This is a genomic window from Streptomyces sp. EDA2-14 (assembly GCF_054963755.1).
In genome coordinates, this window is the sequence record NZ_JBUEGE010000004.1 from 289,682 (window position 1) to 306,708 (window position 17,027).

General features: G+C 69.0%; 30 protein-coding genes. 26 read left to right on the forward strand and 4 right to left on the reverse strand.

Annotation, left to right across the window (positions count from 1 at the left end; translation table 11 throughout):
- Window positions 1-349: 349 nt before the first annotated feature.
- Entirely contained in the window at window positions 350-676 is a 327-nt protein-coding gene (locus tag ACY34M_RS14230; protein WP_462718244.1) for an ANTAR domain-containing protein, read from the forward strand.
- A gap of 68 nt (window positions 677-744) precedes the next feature.
- Here the strand turns inward: ACY34M_RS14230 and ACY34M_RS14235 are convergent, their stop codons facing one another.
- The 3 genes from ACY34M_RS14235 to ACY34M_RS14245 all read right to left on the reverse strand — a co-directional run bounded on the left by ACY34M_RS14235 (window position 745) and on the right by ACY34M_RS14245 (window position 3,664).
- Entirely contained in the window at window positions 745-1,266 is a 522-nt protein-coding gene (locus tag ACY34M_RS14235; RefSeq protein ID WP_462717979.1) for an N-acetyltransferase family protein, read from the reverse strand.
- 92 nt (window positions 1,267-1,358) lie between these two features.
- Window positions 1,359-2,819 (reverse strand): tyrosine-type recombinase/integrase, encoded by a 1,461-nt coding sequence (locus tag ACY34M_RS14240; RefSeq protein ID WP_462717980.1) that lies wholly within the window; start codon window positions 2,817-2,819, stop codon window positions 1,359-1,361.
- A 434-nt stretch (window positions 2,820-3,253) separates the two neighbouring features.
- Entirely contained in the window at window positions 3,254-3,664 is a 411-nt protein-coding gene (locus tag ACY34M_RS14245) for a hypothetical protein (RefSeq protein WP_462717981.1), read from the reverse strand.
- 177 nt (window positions 3,665-3,841) lie between these two features.
- Between ACY34M_RS14245 and ACY34M_RS14250 the strand changes: the two genes are divergently transcribed.
- The 25 genes from ACY34M_RS14250 (at window position 3,842) to ACY34M_RS14370 (ending at window position 16,625) form a co-directional block, all read left to right on the forward strand.
- A complete protein-coding gene (locus ACY34M_RS14250) occupies window positions 3,842-4,141 on the forward strand; it encodes a helix-turn-helix domain-containing protein (protein ID WP_462717982.1) in 300 nt (99 codons plus the stop codon).
- Window positions 4,092-4,379: a DNA-binding protein gene (locus ACY34M_RS14255; RefSeq protein ID WP_462718253.1), complete on the forward strand. Its 288-nt coding sequence runs from the start codon at window positions 4,092-4,094 to the stop codon at window positions 4,377-4,379. Before ACY34M_RS14250 ends, ACY34M_RS14255 begins: the two co-directional genes overlap by 50 nt.
- 89 nt (window positions 4,380-4,468) lie before the next feature.
- Window positions 4,469-4,762: a hypothetical protein gene (locus ACY34M_RS14260; protein ID WP_462717983.1), complete on the forward strand. Its 294-nt coding sequence runs from the start codon at window positions 4,469-4,471 to the stop codon at window positions 4,760-4,762.
- Window positions 4,759-5,031, forward strand: a complete 273-nt coding sequence (locus ACY34M_RS14265) for a hypothetical protein (protein WP_462717984.1) — start codon at window positions 4,759-4,761, stop codon at window positions 5,029-5,031. Before ACY34M_RS14260 ends, ACY34M_RS14265 begins: the two co-directional genes overlap by 4 nt.
- Complete coding sequence (locus ACY34M_RS14270) at window positions 5,028-5,483, forward strand: hypothetical protein (RefSeq protein ID WP_462717985.1); 456 nt, start codon at window positions 5,028-5,030, stop codon at window positions 5,481-5,483. Before ACY34M_RS14265 ends, ACY34M_RS14270 begins: the two co-directional genes overlap by 4 nt.
- Window positions 5,480-5,695, forward strand: a complete 216-nt coding sequence (locus tag ACY34M_RS14275) for a hypothetical protein (RefSeq protein ID WP_462717986.1) — start codon at window positions 5,480-5,482, stop codon at window positions 5,693-5,695. Before ACY34M_RS14270 ends, ACY34M_RS14275 begins: the two co-directional genes overlap by 4 nt.
- Window positions 5,692-5,946 carry a hypothetical protein gene (locus ACY34M_RS14280; RefSeq protein WP_462717987.1) on the forward strand — a complete coding sequence of 85 codons (255 nt, stop codon included), beginning with the start codon at window positions 5,692-5,694 and terminating at the stop codon, window positions 5,944-5,946. Before ACY34M_RS14275 ends, ACY34M_RS14280 begins: the two co-directional genes overlap by 4 nt.
- The gene (locus ACY34M_RS14285) at window positions 5,947-6,708 is read left to right on the forward strand and encodes a hypothetical protein (protein WP_462717988.1); all 762 of its coding nucleotides are present in this window, start codon (window positions 5,947-5,949) and stop codon (window positions 6,706-6,708) included.
- Window positions 6,709-7,059 (forward strand): DUF6197 family protein, encoded by a 351-nt coding sequence (locus ACY34M_RS14290; protein ID WP_462717989.1) that lies wholly within the window; start codon window positions 6,709-6,711, stop codon window positions 7,057-7,059.
- Window positions 7,060-7,162: 103 nt separating this feature from the next.
- Entirely contained in the window at window positions 7,163-7,585 is a 423-nt protein-coding gene (locus tag ACY34M_RS14295) for a hypothetical protein (RefSeq protein ID WP_462717990.1), read from the forward strand.
- Window positions 7,585-8,220 (forward strand): hypothetical protein, encoded by a 636-nt coding sequence (locus ACY34M_RS14300; RefSeq protein ID WP_462717991.1) that lies wholly within the window; start codon window positions 7,585-7,587, stop codon window positions 8,218-8,220. The genes ACY34M_RS14295 and ACY34M_RS14300 overlap by 1 nt, the downstream gene beginning before the upstream one ends.
- A gap of 73 nt (window positions 8,221-8,293) precedes the next feature.
- A complete protein-coding gene (locus tag ACY34M_RS14305) occupies window positions 8,294-8,416 on the forward strand; it encodes a hypothetical protein (RefSeq protein WP_462717992.1) in 123 nt (40 codons plus the stop codon).
- On the forward strand, window positions 8,416-9,525 hold the full coding sequence (locus ACY34M_RS14310) for a DNA polymerase III subunit beta (protein WP_462717993.1): 1,110 nt from the start codon (window positions 8,416-8,418) through the stop codon (window positions 9,523-9,525). The genes ACY34M_RS14305 and ACY34M_RS14310 overlap by 1 nt, the downstream gene beginning before the upstream one ends.
- Before the next feature lie 124 nt (window positions 9,526-9,649).
- Window positions 9,650-9,937: a hypothetical protein gene (locus ACY34M_RS14315; RefSeq protein ID WP_462717994.1), complete on the forward strand. Its 288-nt coding sequence runs from the start codon at window positions 9,650-9,652 to the stop codon at window positions 9,935-9,937.
- On the forward strand, window positions 9,934-10,788 hold the full coding sequence (locus ACY34M_RS14320; RefSeq protein WP_462717995.1) for a PD-(D/E)XK nuclease-like domain-containing protein: 855 nt from the start codon (window positions 9,934-9,936) through the stop codon (window positions 10,786-10,788). The genes ACY34M_RS14315 and ACY34M_RS14320 overlap by 4 nt, the downstream gene beginning before the upstream one ends.
- Window positions 10,785-11,693: a hypothetical protein gene (locus tag ACY34M_RS14325; RefSeq protein WP_462717996.1), complete on the forward strand. Its 909-nt coding sequence runs from the start codon at window positions 10,785-10,787 to the stop codon at window positions 11,691-11,693. The genes ACY34M_RS14320 and ACY34M_RS14325 overlap by 4 nt, the downstream gene beginning before the upstream one ends.
- Entirely contained in the window at window positions 11,690-12,319 is a 630-nt protein-coding gene (locus ACY34M_RS14330; RefSeq protein ID WP_462717997.1) for a hypothetical protein, read from the forward strand. Before ACY34M_RS14325 ends, ACY34M_RS14330 begins: the two co-directional genes overlap by 4 nt.
- Window positions 12,320-12,398: 79 nt before the next feature.
- Window positions 12,399-12,689, forward strand: a complete 291-nt coding sequence (locus ACY34M_RS14335) for a hypothetical protein (protein WP_462717998.1) — start codon at window positions 12,399-12,401, stop codon at window positions 12,687-12,689.
- On the forward strand, window positions 12,686-13,024 hold the full coding sequence (locus tag ACY34M_RS14340; protein WP_462717999.1) for a hypothetical protein: 339 nt from the start codon (window positions 12,686-12,688) through the stop codon (window positions 13,022-13,024). Before ACY34M_RS14335 ends, ACY34M_RS14340 begins: the two co-directional genes overlap by 4 nt.
- Window positions 13,021-13,203 (forward strand): hypothetical protein, encoded by a 183-nt coding sequence (locus ACY34M_RS14345; protein ID WP_462718000.1) that lies wholly within the window; start codon window positions 13,021-13,023, stop codon window positions 13,201-13,203. Before ACY34M_RS14340 ends, ACY34M_RS14345 begins: the two co-directional genes overlap by 4 nt.
- Window positions 13,200-13,388, forward strand: a complete 189-nt coding sequence (locus tag ACY34M_RS14350; RefSeq protein WP_462718001.1) for a hypothetical protein — start codon at window positions 13,200-13,202, stop codon at window positions 13,386-13,388. Before ACY34M_RS14345 ends, ACY34M_RS14350 begins: the two co-directional genes overlap by 4 nt.
- Window positions 13,389-13,393: 5 nt before the next feature.
- Window positions 13,394-14,248 carry a hypothetical protein gene (locus tag ACY34M_RS14355; protein ID WP_462718002.1) on the forward strand — a complete coding sequence of 285 codons (855 nt, stop codon included), beginning with the start codon at window positions 13,394-13,396 and terminating at the stop codon, window positions 14,246-14,248.
- Entirely contained in the window at window positions 14,245-15,192 is a 948-nt protein-coding gene (locus ACY34M_RS14360) for a DNA cytosine methyltransferase (protein ID WP_462718003.1), read from the forward strand. The genes ACY34M_RS14355 and ACY34M_RS14360 overlap by 4 nt, the downstream gene beginning before the upstream one ends.
- Window positions 15,189-16,250, forward strand: coding sequence for a DNA cytosine methyltransferase (locus ACY34M_RS14365; protein ID WP_462718004.1), 1,062 nt, complete (start codon window positions 15,189-15,191; stop codon window positions 16,248-16,250). The genes ACY34M_RS14360 and ACY34M_RS14365 overlap by 4 nt, the downstream gene beginning before the upstream one ends.
- 60 nt (window positions 16,251-16,310) lie before the next feature.
- Entirely contained in the window at window positions 16,311-16,625 is a 315-nt protein-coding gene (locus ACY34M_RS14370; RefSeq protein WP_462718005.1) for a hypothetical protein, read from the forward strand.
- Window positions 16,626-16,689: 64 nt separating this feature from the next.
- Here the strand turns inward: ACY34M_RS14370 and ACY34M_RS14375 are convergent, their stop codons facing one another.
- A complete protein-coding gene (locus tag ACY34M_RS14375) occupies window positions 16,690-17,001 on the reverse strand; it encodes a type II toxin-antitoxin system prevent-host-death family antitoxin (protein ID WP_462718006.1) in 312 nt (103 codons plus the stop codon).
- Window positions 17,002-17,027: the final 26 nt, after the last annotated feature.

Here is a 17,027-nt window from a genome sequence, read left to right on the forward strand (position 1 = left end):
TCCCCACTGAATATGCCAGGTGCGGGCAGCTTACGACCGGCGGCGGGGCGGTTGCCACAGTGTCAAACCGATACCCACCGTGGCCTGCGCGTTTCGCTTGACGGACTGTGCGCGTCAGGGAATTCGTTCTGTGGACTGCGACCCTCGTGCGGCAGGGCGGAGGATCGGAATGTCGGCCCCGGCGCCTGGCACTACCGTGTCGATCGGGGTCGAAAGCGTCTCCACCGGCGCTTCCGTTGTAGTCCCGGAGAGGTGAACCACTCTGCCCACTTCAGCTTCTGCTTCCGCTTCCGGCTCCGGCGGCGCCACGGCGTTCTTCGCGCTCTCCCCGTCGCGGCCGCTCGTCCTGCTGTCCGCCACCGACCTCGCGCGGGAGTACGAACGGCTCCAGGCGGAGGTCGCTCAGCTCAAGCAGGCCGTGTCCTCGCACGCCCTGGTGGACCAGGCCATAGGAGTGGTCGTCGTCCTCGGCCGGATCCCGCCCGAGGACGCGTGGCGCGTACTGCGCGACGTGTCGCAGCGCAGCAACGTCAAGCTCCGCCTGGTGGCCGAGCACATCCTGGAGTTCGCCCAAGGCGGCGAGGACCTGCCGAAGCGGGAGAGAGCGGAGCTGCGCCGGGCCATCGAGCGCTACGCCGCGCTGCGGCCCCGTCCGGCGCGGCGGCGCGTGTGGTGAGTACGCGGCCCACGGCGCGTCGTTGACGGCCGCTTCGGGGGCGGGGCCGGGTGACGGGCGGCCGGCGGTCAGCTCAACTGGCGGCGCATGAGCGTCAGATCGAGCCACCGGCCGAATTTGGTGCCCACCTCGCGCACCGTCCCCGCGTGCTCGAAGCCGTGCCGCTCGTGCAGCCGGATCGAGGCCGCGTTGCCCGCCTCGATCCCGGCGATCATGACGTGCAGGCCCGCGTCCGTGGCCGAGCCGACGAGCGTCGTCAGCAGGGCGGAACCGATCCCTGCGCCGTGGTGGCCCTCGGTGACGTACACCGAGTTCTCCACCGTGTGCCGGAAGCCCGAGTACGCCTTCCAGGGCCCGTAGACGCCGAACCCGACGACCTCGCCGCCCAGCTCTGCCACGTACGCGGCACCGTTTACGAGGTGCGCGCCCAGCCAGACCGCGCCCTCCTCGCGGGACTGCGGCGTGTCCGTCCACAGCGCCGTGCCGTGCTCGATGGCGTGATTGCGGATGGCGAGGACGGCGTCCAGGTCGTCCTCGTGGGCCGGGCGGACCTTCACCGCCGGGGCCCGTGTCTCGTATCGTGGATCCATGTTGGAGTTCTCGGTCCTCGTAGGCTTCTGATCTGCGCTTTCTGCGCCCCAACCTACCCAACTGGGAAACCAACGGGAAACGAGACCGCAGCTCAGGCCTCACCAGAGGCCTGCCGCCTCAGCCTACCCAACGCCGACTTCACCGCCTGCGGATGCGCATCGGGACGCACCTTCCGCACCTCCGCCAGCACCGCCGGACGGCCGGTAACCCCCCTGGCCACGGCCTCGCGCACCAGACTCGACACCGACACCTCCACCGGGCGCGGCTCCACCGCAGGATGCTCGGCGGACGCCTGCAGCTTCTCCCACCGCCGCTGAAGGGACTCCGCCACGGCCCGCTCCATCGCCGGCGTGAGGTTGCTGTACGTCCCCTCTACGCCCTGCAGCTCGTGCCCCATGCGCGCTTCCACGACGTACCGCGGATGCCCGTCCTCGTCGAGCCACTCCTTGTGTCCGTGGCGCACCAGGTACATCCGCTTGCCCCGGAACGAGGGAACCACCGGGATCGCTGGCCGGGCCGGGAACTGGCGCCACCTCTCCCGCGCGTCGCAGCCGTCCGCGGTCGGTCGCCAGTACACCGTGTTGAACGCGGTCTGTGCCAGGCAGCCCCCCTCCATGGCGGGGAACACCCATGGAGAGCCGTGGCTGCCGAGCAGCTTCGCCAGCATGGCCGCCAGGAACGGCGGGATGACCAGGGTCCGGTAGCTGTGGTACTTCGGCGGGTAGAAGCCGAGGTCGCCGTCCTCGTACTGAACCTGTCGCTCGACCCGGATTGCGGGGATCAGGTCCTCGCCGGCGCCGTACCGCTCGATGTCTTCGTCGTAGCGGTCCGTCTCCTCCTTGTCCGGGCGTGGATCCGACTGCGGCCAGCTCGGGTAGCAGTAGTCGCGTGTCAGGCCGAACAGCTCGCCCGGCCGCATGCCGGTCATCGCCATCGTCCAGATCAGCACGTAGCCGGAGTAACCGAAGACGGCGTCGGCGTTGCGGGCAAGCTGGTCGACGACCTCGATGGGCATGTCGCGCTTCCGCTCACGAGTCTTCTTCTTGTACCGGCCGCGGCGCCGTTTCCGTTCGATGGGGGAGGTCTTGCGCAACCCGGCGTCGACGGCGTCGTCCAGCACCAGGCCGAGGGCGGTCATGACGGTGTTGCGGCTGGTGTCCTTGCCCAGGGTGCGCTGCAGCTGCGCCTTGAAGGCCCGGACGTCGAGGATGGAGATGTCGCCGACGGCCTTGTTGCCGAAGAACGGACGGATGTGCACGTTGATCGACGAGCGGTAGTTCCTCAGCGACAGGTGCGCGAGGTCCAGCGATGCAAGCCAGTCGTCCAGCCAGTCCGACATCAGGACGGCGCCGTCACGATTGGAGACGTGGAGTCCGTGCCGGATCTCGTACAACTGGTCCTGGCCGTGCTTCAGCGCGGTGTCCTCGTCGAGGAAGCCACCCTTCGACTCGAACCGCTTCCGCCCGCCTGCGTGGTACTCGCCGGTCCACCACTTCACGCGGCAGGTGCCGCCGCGCCACTCCGTGTAGACATCAGTTGACCGTCTGGCCACCGTGCCCCCTTGCGCTTGATCGGTGCGGTCGCCCGGCAGGTACCCCTACCGCCGTGGCTCCGCACCCATCCTGCCTCAGCCCAGGACGGCGATGGGGCAACCCCTGCATTCGCGACAGTCGCCTCCAACTGCCCTGACCAGTCGACGCATTGATGACGCGACCTCGCGCTGACGGTCGGGCCTGTCCGGGATGACGCAGATGATCCGGTCATCGAGTTTGAACGTGTGGCCCGAGAACGCCGGCCCGTAGTCGGCTATGTGAGCGTCTCCGTACATGACTCCCCCAAGGGTCGGAAGGAGCCTCCAAGGGTGGAACGCTTTCGACTCTGCCACGTCTGGGGCCAGTTGGGGCCACTTACGTATCAGTAGGCGCGCCCTGTCTCGTAACGAATCCGTGAAAGCAAATGGTTGTACGTCTTTCGGGTGAATCTCGCCTAGATCTTGCCCTCTTCGCGTAGATCGCGGGCGATCCGGTCGCTGAGAGCCTTGACCTGCTTGCCTGTCATGTCGGGCGCGGTGGCGATCGCGGCGAGCTGCACGATGTTGCGCACGCGCTCGTCGACCTCTTCCGGCGAGAGCACCGTCACCTTCGGTGCGACGTCGGTGCCGTCGAGTCGAGGGGGCTCGGCGCCGAGCATCACGGCTTCGCATTCACCGGTCGGCCACCCGAGGGCGGCGTCGATCTTGGCGTAGCTGACGTCGCGGACCTCCATGCCCTCCTCGACGCGCTTCCAGGTGTCCTTGGAGATCCCGGCGGCCTTCGCGGCGGCCAGGCGGGAGGGGTACCGGGCGAGCCGTGTCGCCCTAACGGCCTGGGCGAGGCGTCCGAGATCGCGTGTCGACATGAGGCCATCTTTGCAGGGCCAGCCAGGGCCAACCAGGACCAGGGCGAGCTAAGGCCGAATCTTTAGCACCCATGTGACCTGCATATATGCAACGAGAGCTAACTGAAGCTAAAACTACCGGCCAGTAAGGGCTAACTAGGGCTGGACTGGGGGGCTACCTAGGGCTAACTTCTACTCATGCAGCAACCCCCAACCACCTACACGGTGAACGGCCGAAAGGTCCGTGAACTGCGTAAGGCGGCGGGCGTCGAAGTCGCAGACCTGGCCGAGAAAGCCGGCATAAGCCGCCGCTACCTCAGCCACATCGAGAACGGCACCCGCACCCGCATGAGACCCACCCGATACCAGCGGCTGCGAAAGGCCCTGGGGGCGAACGCAAACCAGCTCTTGGCCCCACCCGAGACCCCACCCCCCGAAGGAGACCCCTGTGCCCAGCGACAAGCACCTCCGATACAACCTCCCCACACCGCCGGCTGATCCCAACCAGGAGTACATGACCGTCCAGGAGACGGCCTACGTCCTCGGGTGCGGCGTCAAGAAGGTGCGACACCTCATCAACACCCTCGGCATCAAGTCCAAGACCGGACGCCGCGTCATGACCAACAAGCGCGACCGGCAGCGCCTCCACGAGCACGGCCGCAAGGTCGCCAAGGAGCAGGACAAGGTCCGCCGCCTCCGCGCCGCCGAGACCGCAGACCTCGCCTCCGTCGCCTAGAGCGGCAAACGGCCCCGACCGCCGGGCTCTCACACACCGGCAACCAGGGCCTCGATCCACACCAGACACTCAGAGAACAGGAGTGGACCTTGTCCACATACTTGCAGACCCATTCCGAGGCTCACCCGCTGGCCGGCCAGACGGTCACGGTGAAGGCGAGCCTCCTCGGGGACGACGGACCGCACGAGTTCCGCGTCGAGGATTGGAACGACCGCCTGTTCGGCGCCTCCTGGATGCACATGGAGGGCCACCCGGCGTCGCTGAGCTACGCCGTGCGTGTGGCCACCGCGAACCTCCCCATGGACAACGAGGTCGTGTACGGAAAGGTCGGCGCGTTCGGCCACCTCGTGCACGCCAGCGAGCTCCAGGGCGGTGCGTCGTGAGTGACCTGACCCCGCTCGACGCATTCGACCGCATCACGAGCAGCGTGACCCGCGTCTCCGCGTTTGAGGCGATGTGGAACGAGGCCGAGGAGATGCTCCGCGAGACGTACCCGGAGGGCTTTCAGGTCGAGGAGATCGGACGGATCGCCTTCGACAGCCTCCCGGAGTCGGAGAAGGCGGACGCGCTCGACGAGCTGTTCTACACCTTCTGGTCGGCGACCATGGCCGACCGCGAGACGCGCGCCGCGCAGACGGGCGGTGCGTCGTGACCGCCCGCCTGTCGCCGCAGCGCGAAACCGAGATTCGCGACCGCGCCGAGTCCGCAACGCCCGGCCCGTGGGTCGAGTACGCCGACTACGGCAAGGACTTCTACGCCTACACGGGCGGCCCGTACCTCCGCGGTGTCGGGACGCTCAGCTTCGGTGACGGCGAGGACGCCGAAGCCGACCGCGAGTTCTCCCTGAACGCCCGCGAGGACATGCTCACGCTCCTCGCCGAGTTGGCTGCGGTCCGCGCCGAACGCGACGAGGCGCGCGCCCAGCTGGCCAAGGCTGCCGAGCACGCCGCGAAGCGTGCCGAGTTCATCACCGCGATCAACGGCTGCCACAACGACGCCGACTACTGGCGCTGGCAAGGCCACGCCGAAGCCCGACGGCAGCTCGCCGAGGAACTCGGCCTGCCCGTCGCCTGGCCCGCCAAGGACGAGAAGGCGGCGTCGTGACCGCCCCGACTCGCCCCCGCACGATCGACGCCCTGGATACGCCGCTTGAGGTCGTGCGAGCCGCCGCGATCCTCCTGGAGGCCGCTGCCCGCACGCATTCCCCGTCGGACCGGATCGGGGACTCGCACGCCGCCTGGCTCGTCACCCAGCCCGACGCCCCAGTCTCCACCAACGCCGACTACCCGACATGGACGCCCGGAGGTGCCTCGTGAGCGCCCACTTCATCGGCGGCCTGGTCTACGAGCTGAACGACGCCCCGGTCGGTGACTGCTACGGCCGCGACCACGACGGCAAGCGCATCCAGCAGCTCGCCCTCGGCAGCGACCGCATCAACGAACGCCTGTCGATCTCCCTGACCACCACGTCACCGGAACGCATCGACGAACTGATCGAAGCCCTGCACCGAATCCGCGACGACAAGACCGCCCGCACCCAGACCAAGCAGCTGCCGGAGGTGGCGTAGATGTCCGATCACCCGAAGGTCGCCGCCCGGTTCGCCGAAGACACGGACCGCCACGGCATGCACGTACTTCACCACGACGGTCTGTACCGGCACCTGCGGTTCACCAACAACCCGCGCGGATACGGCGAGTACTGGTTCGACCTGATCACCTGGCCCGGCTGCCTCATGATTCGAGGCGACTACGGCGACGCGTACACGTTCAGCCGCGAGCGGGACATGTTCCCGTTCTTCCGCAGCCGGCGCGGCGGCATCAACCCGCACTACTGGGCGCAGAAGGTTGACGGTCACCGCGACTCCGCCCGCTCGTACTCGGAGGAAGCTTTCCGGCAGGTCGTCTGCGAACTCTTCGTGGATGCCGTCCGTTACGGCGACGCTCCTCGCGGGCTGGGCAAGGCGGTCCGCACCGAGATTCTCGACCAGGACGCCTACAACGAGGACGAGGCGCGCAAGTTGCTGGACTCCTTCGAGTACGGCGCCAAGTACAAGACGTTCTGCGTGTGCGGCGAGAGCGCCACGCTCGACGACACGGTGCAGGTCGGCCTGTGGCGGAGCAGCCACATCAAGCCCGGCTATGCCTCCCATGCCGTCACGGTCAAGCGGCTCGACGGCTGGACGTTCGGCGAGACGTGGGAGCTCAGCTTCCAGGACTACGAGCGGGACTTCCTGTGGGCCTGCCACGCGATCGTCTGGGGCATCGCCCGCTACGACAAGGTCCGCAAGTACGGGCTGTTCAACGCCGCCCGCGTGAAGGCGGTGGCGTAGATGGTCAGCCTGTCCCTCACCCGCTCCCGCGTATCCGCGCTGATCGGCCAGACCGCGACCCGGATCCTGGCCCACGGCTGGGACCCGGAGCGCGCGAACCTCGCCGACGCGATCGACCACTCCGCCGGCTTCTGGCCCGGCAAGGGCGACATCGCCGACGAGGCACTCACCGTCGCCGCCTGGAACGCCCTCACCGAATACCTGCACACCGAACCCCACGACTGGGAACGCCAGGCCGGCCGCACCCAGGCCGACGTCATCGAAGCCCTCTACGGGGCCCGGTCCCGGCTCAACTTCCTCGACAGCGAAGCAGCGGGCCACGTGGCGCCGCTGCGGAAAGAGGCGGCGTGAACACCGTCCTGGAGATCGCCGCCCCGTGCGTGCTGATCCTGCCGCTGTTCATCCTCGCCGCCGCCGAGCTCATGTTCCACGCGCCCGATCTGGAGGAGGAGCAGTGACCATCGCCGACCTGATCCCTGCACTGCGCGGCACCGGCAACCACCGCGCCGTCGACGAGGTCGAGCGGCTGCGGGGCCAACTGGCCAGTGCGGACGACTTCTTCGAGTCGCAGGAAAAGCTCATCACTGACCTCGAAGCCGACGTCCGGAAGTTCAAGGAGCGCGCCGAGTCGGCAGAGCGGACTGTCGGTCAGCTCGAAGGAGTCGTCCGTCTCCGCGACCAGCAGATCGACGACCTGACCCGCAAGGTCGACATCGGCGTGAAGGCCGAGCACGCCGTCACCGCGACGCAGCCCTTTGCCGTGCTGCCGCTGCACCAGTCCCCGCTCGCCAACCCCGCCAGCCCGGCCAACGTGCCGTCGTGGGCGCGCGACGACGAGGACACCCAGCCGCTGCTCGTACTGAAGGAGGCGTCGTGATGAGCGCAATCCACGACGAGCGCATCACCGAACTGCGCGACGAGTACGCACGCCTCGGTGACGACGTCACCGGCCTGAGCGACACCGAGCTGCTGCTCAAGGCCCTCGATCGCGCCAACGCCGAGTCCCGCCAACACAACAACAACTACTGCAACCTGCTGCAGGACCAGGTGCTGCGCGACCGCTCAGTTCGTACCGAGGCCCGACGGGCCGCCGCCGAGGATCGTCTGGCGTGGGCGGGGATGTACCTCGCCAACGTCGTCTCGCAGTCCGCACACAACATCAACGCCATCATTCACCGAGCCGCGGAACTGCCTGACGGGTGCGTGCCGGTCGAGCAGGTCCGAGAGCTCAAGGCAGCCGCCGGGCGAGCCAAGTGGGCCATGTCCGGCCTCGTTGGCCACAGCTCCGTGCAGCTCGACGATGCGCACCGCCAGAGCGAAGGCATCCAGCTGGTGGAGAAGCAGCGCGACGAAATTTGGCGGCTGCGCGAGTTCATCACCGCCCAGGGCCAGCGACTGCATGCCGAGCATGGCGAGCCGGGCGGACGCGAAATCGGGCGGCGCTGCGAGTGCCCCGGCTGCGAGCTCATCCGCGCCATGGACGACGTGCCGGTCGAACCGGCCGCTGCCTGACCCCCATCGCTCCGCCGGCCGGGCGGCGATTCGCTCCCGCGCCAGCCGGCGGCCAGACCACCAGGAGAACCCCATGGACCAGCCCTGCCTGTTCCCGCTGACCGACCTGCAAACCAAGGGCTACGCCAAGCCCGAACCCCACACCGACGACACCGAGACCACCGACGACGACACCGGAGAGGAGGAAGCAGCCTGATGAACGTCACCATCCCGCAGCCCGAGCTCGCCGCCGCGGCGAAGTGGGCGGCCCGGCAGATCCCGGCGAAGCCGTCGCAGCCCGTCCTGAACTGTGCCCGCCTTGAAGCAGCCGACGACCACCTGAAGATCAGCGTGTGGGACGGCACGACCGCCGCCCACACCACGGTCGACGCCGACGTCCTGGAGCCCGGCCTCGTCGTGGCGGCGGGCCGAACCTTCTCCGACGTGGTCGCCGCCCTCGGCAAGACCGACGTCGCCCTCGCCGCCACCGACGACGGCCTCGCCGTCACCACCGACCGCGCCGAGTTCACCCTGCCCGTCATGCCCGCAGCCGACTACCCGGCCCTCCCCAAGGTCCCGGACGGGGTCGGCGTGGTCGACGGCGACGAGCTCGCCGCCGGGTTCAAGCGCATCAAGGACGCCATCAGCAAGACCGCCGAAGGGGCCACCGCCGGCATGCGCGGCGTCCGCTTCGTTGCCGACAGTGGGCGCCTGGAGATGTGCGCCACCGACCGGTACCGCATCGCCACCACCTGGATTGCCTGGGACGGCCCGGACGGCGGCACCGGCATCCTGCCCGGCGCGGCCCTCGCCGACGCCGTACCTGCCTTCACCGGCCGGCTCCAAGTCGCCCTGCCCGCCAACGGGTTCGGCACGGCAGCCCTGATCGGGGCCCGGCACCAGATCACCACCGTGCTCATGGACTGGGAGGCGTTCCCGCACCGCGTCCACGAAGTGTCACCCAGCGAGAAGACGATCAGCGGGTCGATTGCTGTGACCGCCGAAGAGCTGAAGGACGCCGTGCACGCCGCGACCCTCGCCAACGACAAGGCGATCTACCTGGCGGTCAACGACACGCACGGGATCGTCCACGCCGAGAACGACGCCCGCTCCCGCATCCGTATCGCCGCCACCTACAGCGGCGACCAGGACGCCATCGAGCTGAAGATCGAGCCGCCGTACCTGCTCGACGCGCTCGCCCAGTTCACGGGCCCGATCCGCATCGACGTCACCACCCCCATCAAGCCGTTCCAGGTGGTCGACCCCCACGACGACACCTACCGGCACGTCGTCATGCCGCTGAGGCCCGCCAAGACCGCCGCCTGACCAACAACCCACAGACCGCCGCGTCGAGCTACATCCCCAGGGCTCCGCGGCACCCCAGGGCAGCCGCCCTGCCTCCCCCTGCCGGGCGGCTGCCCTCCTTCAGCACACCCTTTTGGAGCCACAGATGCAGAACATGAGCCGCGAGGAACTCCTCGCCCTCCTCGACGAAATGCGTGATCGGGTCGCCCGCGGCGACTCCCACGAAGGCCAGCTCAAATACCTCCTCGGTACCGACCAGGAGCGCCCGTTCCAGGTCGCCGCGATCTACCGGGTCGACGGCACGCTCGGCGCCGGTCGCACCGAACTGGTCGGCGTCGACGTCGCGCCCCTCGCCTGCCCGTGCGGCAACACTGCCGGACCGTTCGACGCGAAGACCGGCCGCTGCGAGACCTGCGTCGAGGCCGCCGCATGACCGCCGCTGTTGAGGTTGAGGCGCCCGCTGTCGTCGACGGGTTGTCGGCCGACGAGTACCACGCTGACCGCACGTCGATCTCCTCGTCAGGCCTGCGCGCGCTCCTCGCGCCGGGCTGCCCCGCCCAGTTCAAGTACGACCGCGACCACCCGCAGGCTCCGAAGAAGGAGTTCGACCTCGGGCACGCTGCGCACCTGTACGTGCTGGGGGAGGGCCCGGAACTGGAGGTCATCGACTTCCCGGACTGGCGGAAGAAGGACGCCCAAATCCTCCGCGACGAGGCCTACCTCGCAGGCAAGGTGCCGCTGCTCACCAAGGACCACGACGTGGTCGTGGCGATGGCCGAGGCGATCCGCCAACACCCGATCGCCGGACCGCTGTTCACGCCGGGCACGGGGGCCGCCGAGCAGTCGATCTACTGGACGGATCCGGCGACAGGCGTCCGCTGCAGGATCCGCCCGGACTGGCGGCGCGGGTCGATCATCACCGACTACAAGACGATCAAGGATGCGTCGCCGGACACCATCAGCCGCGCCATCAAAGACCGGGCCTACCACCAGCAGGACCCGTTCTACATCGACGGCGTCGAGGCCGCCGGACTCGCCCCCGACGGCGCCCGGTTCGTCTTCGTCTTCCAGTCGAAGATCGCCCCCTACCTGGTCACGGTACGCGAACTCCACGACCAGGACCGCGACATCGGCCGCGCACGCAACGAGAAGGCCCTGCGCATCTACGCCGACTGCGTCGCCAACGACCACTGGCCCGACTGGACCGGACCCGTCGACCACATCCCCCAGATCGGAATGCCGACCTGGGACACCATCCGCCAAGCAGAGGAATACCTCGGATGAGCAACGAGATCGCCACCCGCGACGAAGAGAACGCCGTCGCCACCCAGCAGCCCGCCAACACCCTCCCCGCCCCGGCCCCGACCGCAGGGACCACCGCGCTCATCCAGTGGGCGCAGGAGGCTGACCTCGCCTACCAGATGGCCGAGAAGCTCGCCGTCACCTCGTTCGTCCCGCAGTCCCTGCGCGGCAAGCCCGGCGACATCGCCGCCGCGATCCTCGCCGGCTCCGAACTCGGCATGAAGCCGATGGCGACGCTGAAGTCCATCGACATCATCCAGGGCACCCCCGCCCTGAGGGCGCACGCCATGCGGGCGATCGTCCAGCAGCAGGGCCACGAGATCGAGCTGGTCGAGTCCACGCCCGAACGGTGCATCATGCGCGGCCGACGCAAGGACTCCGACACCTGGCAGGAAGTCGAGTGGACCATCGACCGTGCCCGGCTGATGGGCCTCCTCGGCAAGGACCAGTGGAAGAAGAACCCCAAGGGCATGCTCGTCGCCCGCGCCACCGGCGAACTCTCCCGCCTGATCGCCTCCGACGCCCTCCACGGCATGGCCTACGTGTCCGAGGAGTTGGAGGGCACCGTTCACGCCGAGGTCATGACGGTCGGCGGTACCAAGTTCCGGACCACGGCCCCACTGTCCGTGGCCTCCCTCACCGCGCCCGTTCAGCAGGAGACGGAGCAGCCGGACGCCTCGGACATCGTCGACGTCGACACCGACGACGACCACGAGGCCGCCGTCCGCGAACTCCGCGAGTTCGGCGAGCAGCAGGACATCGCCAACGACATCGACCGCCTCGCCTACGAAGCCCTCGGCGCCCCCCTCGAACACGTCGGCGCACAGGCCATCCGCGACCTCACCAACAAGCTCCGCACCGCGGCGCAGCAGGGCGGTGCCGCATGAGCATCGACCACCGCGCCGAAGCGGCACGTCTCGTCGACGGAGTCCTCAACGACCCCGAGACGCCCGTCCTCAAGGACGGTGAGGGCGTCCTCGCGGCGGCCCTCGTCCACGCCACCCTCGCCCGCAACGAAGAGCAGGCGGCCCGGACCGCCGACATGCGGGACGCGCTGCGGCTTCTCCGGGGCCGCCAGTACGACTCCAACCAGCTGGTCGCCAAGCACATTGCCGACGCCCTCATCAGCAAGAACATCGAGCGCTGGAAGGCCGCCCGCACCCTCGCAGCCGAACTCGACAAGGCCGATGTCGTCATCGAAGGCGCCATCGACGCCCGGATCTCCGACGCCGGCTACCAGCCCAAGACCGCATGGCAGGCGCCGGGTTCTGCGGTCCCCGCCAACGACCCGTGGGCGCCGAGGCCCGACGTCACCGCAGACATCCCCGAGCGCGTGCGTCGCGTGCTCGTCGAATACCTCGCCGCCGCACTCCTCAGCAAGGGCGACGCCCAGGGCGTGGGCCAGACGATCACCTTCGCCCTGAAGGCCGCGGGCGCCGACCTCACCGGCGACATCGAGAAGCAGATCAGCAGCATCGCGCTGGGCTGCGACCCCTCCGAGCCCCCGTTCTAGCCCGCACACGCCTGAGCCGCCCCGCGGGCATTGCGGGGCGGCCCGGAACCCAGCACACCACACCCAGGAGACACCCGCCATGACGACCCAGGCCGCAAACCAGACCGAGACCACCACCCGCGAGCCCTACGGCCCGCCGCTCCCCACCGCCGACGAAGCCGCCGAGGCCGGCCGCATCGGCTGGAACCTGCGCTGCAACAACTGCGGCGGCTACGGCGCCACCTGGGTCCCCAAGATGCGGCCCGGCTGGGGAGACCTTGCCCTCTGCTACCCGCACGAGAAGCAGCTGCACGCCATGCAGCGCCGCCACCGGGACGAGCTCCAGACCATCACCGCCGTGAACTTCGAGCAGGACCGGAGGACGTCATGAGCCGCCGTCTCACGCTCGCCGAGCAGGTCGCCGGCGACGCCCGCGACAAGACCCTCGACCAGCTGGTCCGGCAGGCCTCCGACTGGGACAAGAAGGTCGTCGCCCAGGCCGTCCTCATCTGGATGCGCGACAACGTCACCGTCTCCGCCAACGACCTGCGAGACCGCCTGCCCGACGTCGCCGCCGGAGTCCTCCCCGGCGTACTCCGCGGCATGAGCCACAACTACCTGATCCACACCGGCATGTACGTCCCCTCGACCGCACCGTCGACCAAGGGGCACCGAGTGGCGGTCTACCGCAAGCGCACCGAGACGGACCGGGCGGAGGCCGCGTGATGAAGGCCATCGTCTGCTACTCGCGCTGCTGGAACTGCATGTTCGGCGACTGCCACCAGCCGCCACAGCCACACCCGTGGTGGGACAGCGAGGACGTCGAGCACGCCAAGGCCACAGGTCAACCCGCTCCCGAAGGCAACTGTGCCTGCCGCTGCGCCAAGCCGGAGGTGACGTCGTGAGGGCCGACCTGTTCGCCGCGCTCGACGTGTATGTCACCGCGCTCACCGCCCTGACCTGGATCTGGATCCTCGCCCCCTACGTCATCTACGGCTTCGGCGCCTGGGTCCTCATCCGCCTCGCCATCCAATTCGCCGACGCCATCGACCTCGTCAACGACATCCAGAAGCCCCGGAAGGAGAAGTAGCAGCCATGACCACCAATGACCACGAGCCGAGCCGGGGCTGCTACCAGCGCGGATGCCGCCGCGACGAGTGCGTCCGCATCAACAGCCGCTACGAGAAGGCACTCGAACTCGACCACAACCGCGGCCTCCGCCGACAGATCGACGCCACCCAGACCCGAACCCACATCGAACGGCTCATCGCCAACAACTGGATCGACCGACAGATCGCAGAAGCCGCACACGTCGCAACGTCCGTGATCAACGCCATCGCCAACGGACAGGCCGAAGTCCGCACCACAACCGCCGCCGCGGTACTGGGCATCCGCATCGGCCCCCCGCCCGTCCTCGCGCTTGGAATCGACGCCACCGGCACCATCCGCCGCATCCAGGCCCTCATGTACATCGGCCACTCCTGCCAGACCATCTCCGCCCACTCGGGGCTGAGCGACGACAAGACGGCGCGCATCGCGGCCGGCTGGTTCACCACCGTCAACGCCAAGACGGCAGCCTCGGTCGCCAAGGCGTACCGGCACCTGGTCGCCGTCCCCGGCGTAAGCCACCGGGCCCGCAACCACGCACGGCGACACGACTGGCATGGCCCCTTCGCCTGGGACGACATCGACGACCCCAAGACCGAGCCCGAGAGCGTCGAGCCCTACCGGGCGCCCGCGGTCAACAGCCGCGACTCGATGCGGATGAAGGAGATCGAACACCTCTATCTCCTCGGAGAGTCCCCGGCCTCCATGGCGCGCCAGCTGGACGGCAACGAGAAGTACGTCCGCGACCTCCTCGCAGTCGTCATCCGCCGGCGCGAAGCCCGCGCCGAGCAGGAGCGTCGCATGGCGCGGCTCCAGCGGACCGCGAAGGAGCTGGCCGCATGATCATGCACGGTTTCGCCGGCATCGGCTGGTCCGAAGCACTCCCCGAGGGCAGCAACGAGATCGGCTTCGAGCTCGACGCCGCAGCTTGCCGCACCCGCGTCGGCGCCGGACACAAGACGGTCCGCTGCGACGTCACCCAGTACCCGACCTGGGTGTTCAAGGGCCGCAACGTCAAGAAGATCGACAGCCCGCCGTGCCCCGGCTTCAACAAGAGCGGCAAGAAGCTCGGCCTCCTCGACCTGCCGCTCGTCCACCAGGCCATCGAAGACCTCTCCCGCGGCAAAGACACCCGGACCGCAATCGGGGCCGCCTGCCGCGACGAACGGTCCATCCTCACCGCAGAGCCGATGCGCTGGCACTACGACCTGCAGCCCGAATGGATCTGCATGGAACAGGTGCCGTCCGTCCTCGTCGTCTGGCAGCAGTACGCCGAAATCCTCCAGCGGTGGGGCTACAGCGCCGTCGCCGGAGTCCTCGACGCCGCCGACTACGGGCTCGGGCAGACCCGCAAGCGGGCCGTCCTCATCGCCTCACGGGCGCAGGAAGTCCAGCTCCCTGCACGCACTCACGGCGGACTCGGGCAGCCCGCCTACCGGGCCATGGCCGACGTCATCGGCTGGGGCTACACCCAACGCCCCGCACCCTCCGTCACCGGCGGCGGCACCTACACCGGCGGCGCCGAACCCTTCGGCAACGGCACCCGGCAGGCCATGAAACGGCACATCGGAACACCACTGTGGCGGGACCGGGTTGGGGTCGCGCACCTGCGGCCCTCCGTCGAAGAGTCCGCTGCATTGCAGGGCTTCCGGCCCGAGCTCCAGTTCTACGGAAACGCAGGCCAGCGCAACCTCACCGTCGGCAACGCCGTCCCCGTGCCGCTCGCCAGAGCCGTCCTTGAAGCCGTCGGCGCGTACCGCAAGCAGCCGTTGGCGGTGGCCGCATGATCGCCAACCCCTTCGACATCGTTGACTTCTTTTCCGGCCCCCGGGGCTGGACCGAAGGCCTGCGCATGCTCGGGCTCACCGACATCGGCCTCGAACTCGACACCGACGCCGCCCGCACCTCCCGGGCGGCCGGCCACGCCACCATCCAGTGCGACATCACCCAGTACCCGACCGCACCGTTCAAAGGCCGCATCAAAGGGAAGATCTCCTCGCCCGTCTGCACCCCCTTCTCGCGAGCAGGACACGGGGCCGGCATCCACGACCTCCCGCACCTGTACCAGGCCGTCCACGACCTGGCCCACGGCCGCGACACCCGCACCAAAGCCGCCGCCGCCTGCAAGGACGCAAAGTCGATCCTCGCCGCCGAACCCATGCGCTGGCTGTACGACCTGCGCCCCGAATGGACGTGCATGGAACAGGTCCCCGAAGTGCTCCCGCTGTGGCAGCAGTACGCGCTCCACCTCCAACAGTGGGGCTACAGCACCTGGGTCGGCATCCTCAACACGGCCGACTACGGGGTGCCGCAGACCCGCCGGCGCGCCATCCTCATCGCCTCCCGCACCCGCAAGGTCACCGCCCCCAACCCCACCCACGCTCAGGCCCCCGAGTGGGACCTGTTCGGTGAGCGCCTCCAGCCGTGGGTGTCCATGGCCGACGCACTCGGCCCGGAACCCGGACTACCCGCCACCGGCACCCAATGGCCCCCGGGCGGCAACGGCCCTCGAGGACCGCGGTGGGCGCTGCGCCAAGGCAAGAGGACCAACGCCACCGTGCGCCGCCTCGACCAGCCCGCCGCCACCCTCGTCGCCGGCAACGCCCGACACGACTTCAAGTGGATCCAGGTCGACGGCACCGCCGACCTGGAGGAGCGGGCACTCCTGCTCACCGAGGCCGCCGTCCTGCAGGGATTCCGCCACGACTACCCGTTCCACGGCAGCGAGTCCAGGCGCTTCCGGCAGATAACCAACGCCGTCCCGCCACTCCTCGCCGCGCACATCGTCTCCGTGCCCACCGGCATCCCGGTGCCCGCCACCGAACCCCGAGCCGCCGCCGCGTGACCGGCCGACCCGCCGGGACCTGACCAACCACATCCGCAACGACCCCGAAGGACCACTGACATGGGCTTCTTCCACTCCGCCCACTTCGCCTACGGCTTCCAGATCCCCGACACCGACAGCGAGCGCCTCGAAGAAGGCATCCCCTCCGGAACCGACGTCGGCTTCCTCAACGCCGGCGCCTACGACCGCGAGAAGACCTACCTCGTCACCCAGCACAAGGAAGCCGACCTCGGCGGCTACGAGACCGTCCGCCCCCAGGACGCCACCGCCGAGCAGTACGCCAGCTGGAACGAGCAGCTCGCCGCGGCAGCCGTAGCGCTCGGCGTGACGCCCGCCGCCGAACCCGGCTGGATCGTCATCCCCGCCATCAGCTAGCCAGCCGCACCGCACGACAAAGGCCCCGCCATGGCGGGGCCCGAGAGGAGGAGAGATGAGGACGCTACGTATCGGAGGTGCGCCGAGCGGCGTCCTCGAGCGCCTCTCGGATGACGCGGGCGCTCACCTTGTCGTCGGGCTTGTCGCCGGCTTCCAACCGCGCCAGACGGTCGCGGACTTCGCGCATGGCGGCGATCTCCGCGTAGTCCTCGGGCGGCACGACGTAGGCGCTGCGGGCGCCGCGCTCGGTGAAGGCGCCGGTGCGCTTGCCGTAGCGGACATCGCGCAGCAGCTGGGTCAGGTTCGCGCGCGCCGAGGTCATCGAGACCTCCGCGACTCCGTCATCTGCGATCTGAATGCCCTGGTCAGCAGCCATGGCCAGAGTGTAAGTCATTGCCAATC

Coding starts and splice junctions, on each gene's coding strand:
- ACY34M_RS14235 (WP_462717979.1), bottom strand. CDS start 1,266: ATGGATCCACGATACGAGACACGGGCCCCGGCGGTGAAGGTCCGCCCG.
- ACY34M_RS14245 (WP_462717981.1), bottom strand. CDS start 3,664: ATGTCGACACGCGATCTCGGACGCCTCGCCCAGGCCGTTAGGGCGACA.
- ACY34M_RS14250 (WP_462717982.1), top strand. CDS start 3,842: ATGCAGCAACCCCCAACCACCTACACGGTGAACGGCCGAAAGGTCCGT.
- ACY34M_RS14285 (WP_462717988.1), top strand. CDS start 5,947: ATGTCCGATCACCCGAAGGTCGCCGCCCGGTTCGCCGAAGACACGGAC.
- ACY34M_RS14290 (WP_462717989.1), top strand. CDS start 6,709: ATGGTCAGCCTGTCCCTCACCCGCTCCCGCGTATCCGCGCTGATCGGC.
- ACY34M_RS14300 (WP_462717991.1), top strand. CDS start 7,585: ATGAGCGCAATCCACGACGAGCGCATCACCGAACTGCGCGACGAGTAC.
- ACY34M_RS14305 (WP_462717992.1), top strand. CDS start 8,294: ATGGACCAGCCCTGCCTGTTCCCGCTGACCGACCTGCAAACCAAGGGC.
- ACY34M_RS14310 (WP_462717993.1), top strand. CDS start 8,416: ATGAACGTCACCATCCCGCAGCCCGAGCTCGCCGCCGCGGCGAAGTGG.
- ACY34M_RS14315 (WP_462717994.1), top strand. CDS start 9,650: ATGCAGAACATGAGCCGCGAGGAACTCCTCGCCCTCCTCGACGAAATG.
- ACY34M_RS14320 (WP_462717995.1), top strand. CDS start 9,934: ATGACCGCCGCTGTTGAGGTTGAGGCGCCCGCTGTCGTCGACGGGTTG.
- ACY34M_RS14325 (WP_462717996.1), top strand. CDS start 10,785: ATGAGCAACGAGATCGCCACCCGCGACGAAGAGAACGCCGTCGCCACC.
- ACY34M_RS14330 (WP_462717997.1), top strand. CDS start 11,690: ATGAGCATCGACCACCGCGCCGAAGCGGCACGTCTCGTCGACGGAGTC.
- ACY34M_RS14335 (WP_462717998.1), top strand. CDS start 12,399: ATGACGACCCAGGCCGCAAACCAGACCGAGACCACCACCCGCGAGCCC.
- ACY34M_RS14340 (WP_462717999.1), top strand. CDS start 12,686: ATGAGCCGCCGTCTCACGCTCGCCGAGCAGGTCGCCGGCGACGCCCGC.
- ACY34M_RS14355 (WP_462718002.1), top strand. CDS start 13,394: ATGACCACCAATGACCACGAGCCGAGCCGGGGCTGCTACCAGCGCGGA.
- ACY34M_RS14360 (WP_462718003.1), top strand. CDS start 14,245: ATGATCATGCACGGTTTCGCCGGCATCGGCTGGTCCGAAGCACTCCCC.
- ACY34M_RS14365 (WP_462718004.1), top strand. CDS start 15,189: ATGATCGCCAACCCCTTCGACATCGTTGACTTCTTTTCCGGCCCCCGG.
- ACY34M_RS14370 (WP_462718005.1), top strand. CDS start 16,311: ATGGGCTTCTTCCACTCCGCCCACTTCGCCTACGGCTTCCAGATCCCC.
- ACY34M_RS14375 (WP_462718006.1), bottom strand. CDS start 17,001: ATGGCTGCTGACCAGGGCATTCAGATCGCAGATGACGGAGTCGCGGAG.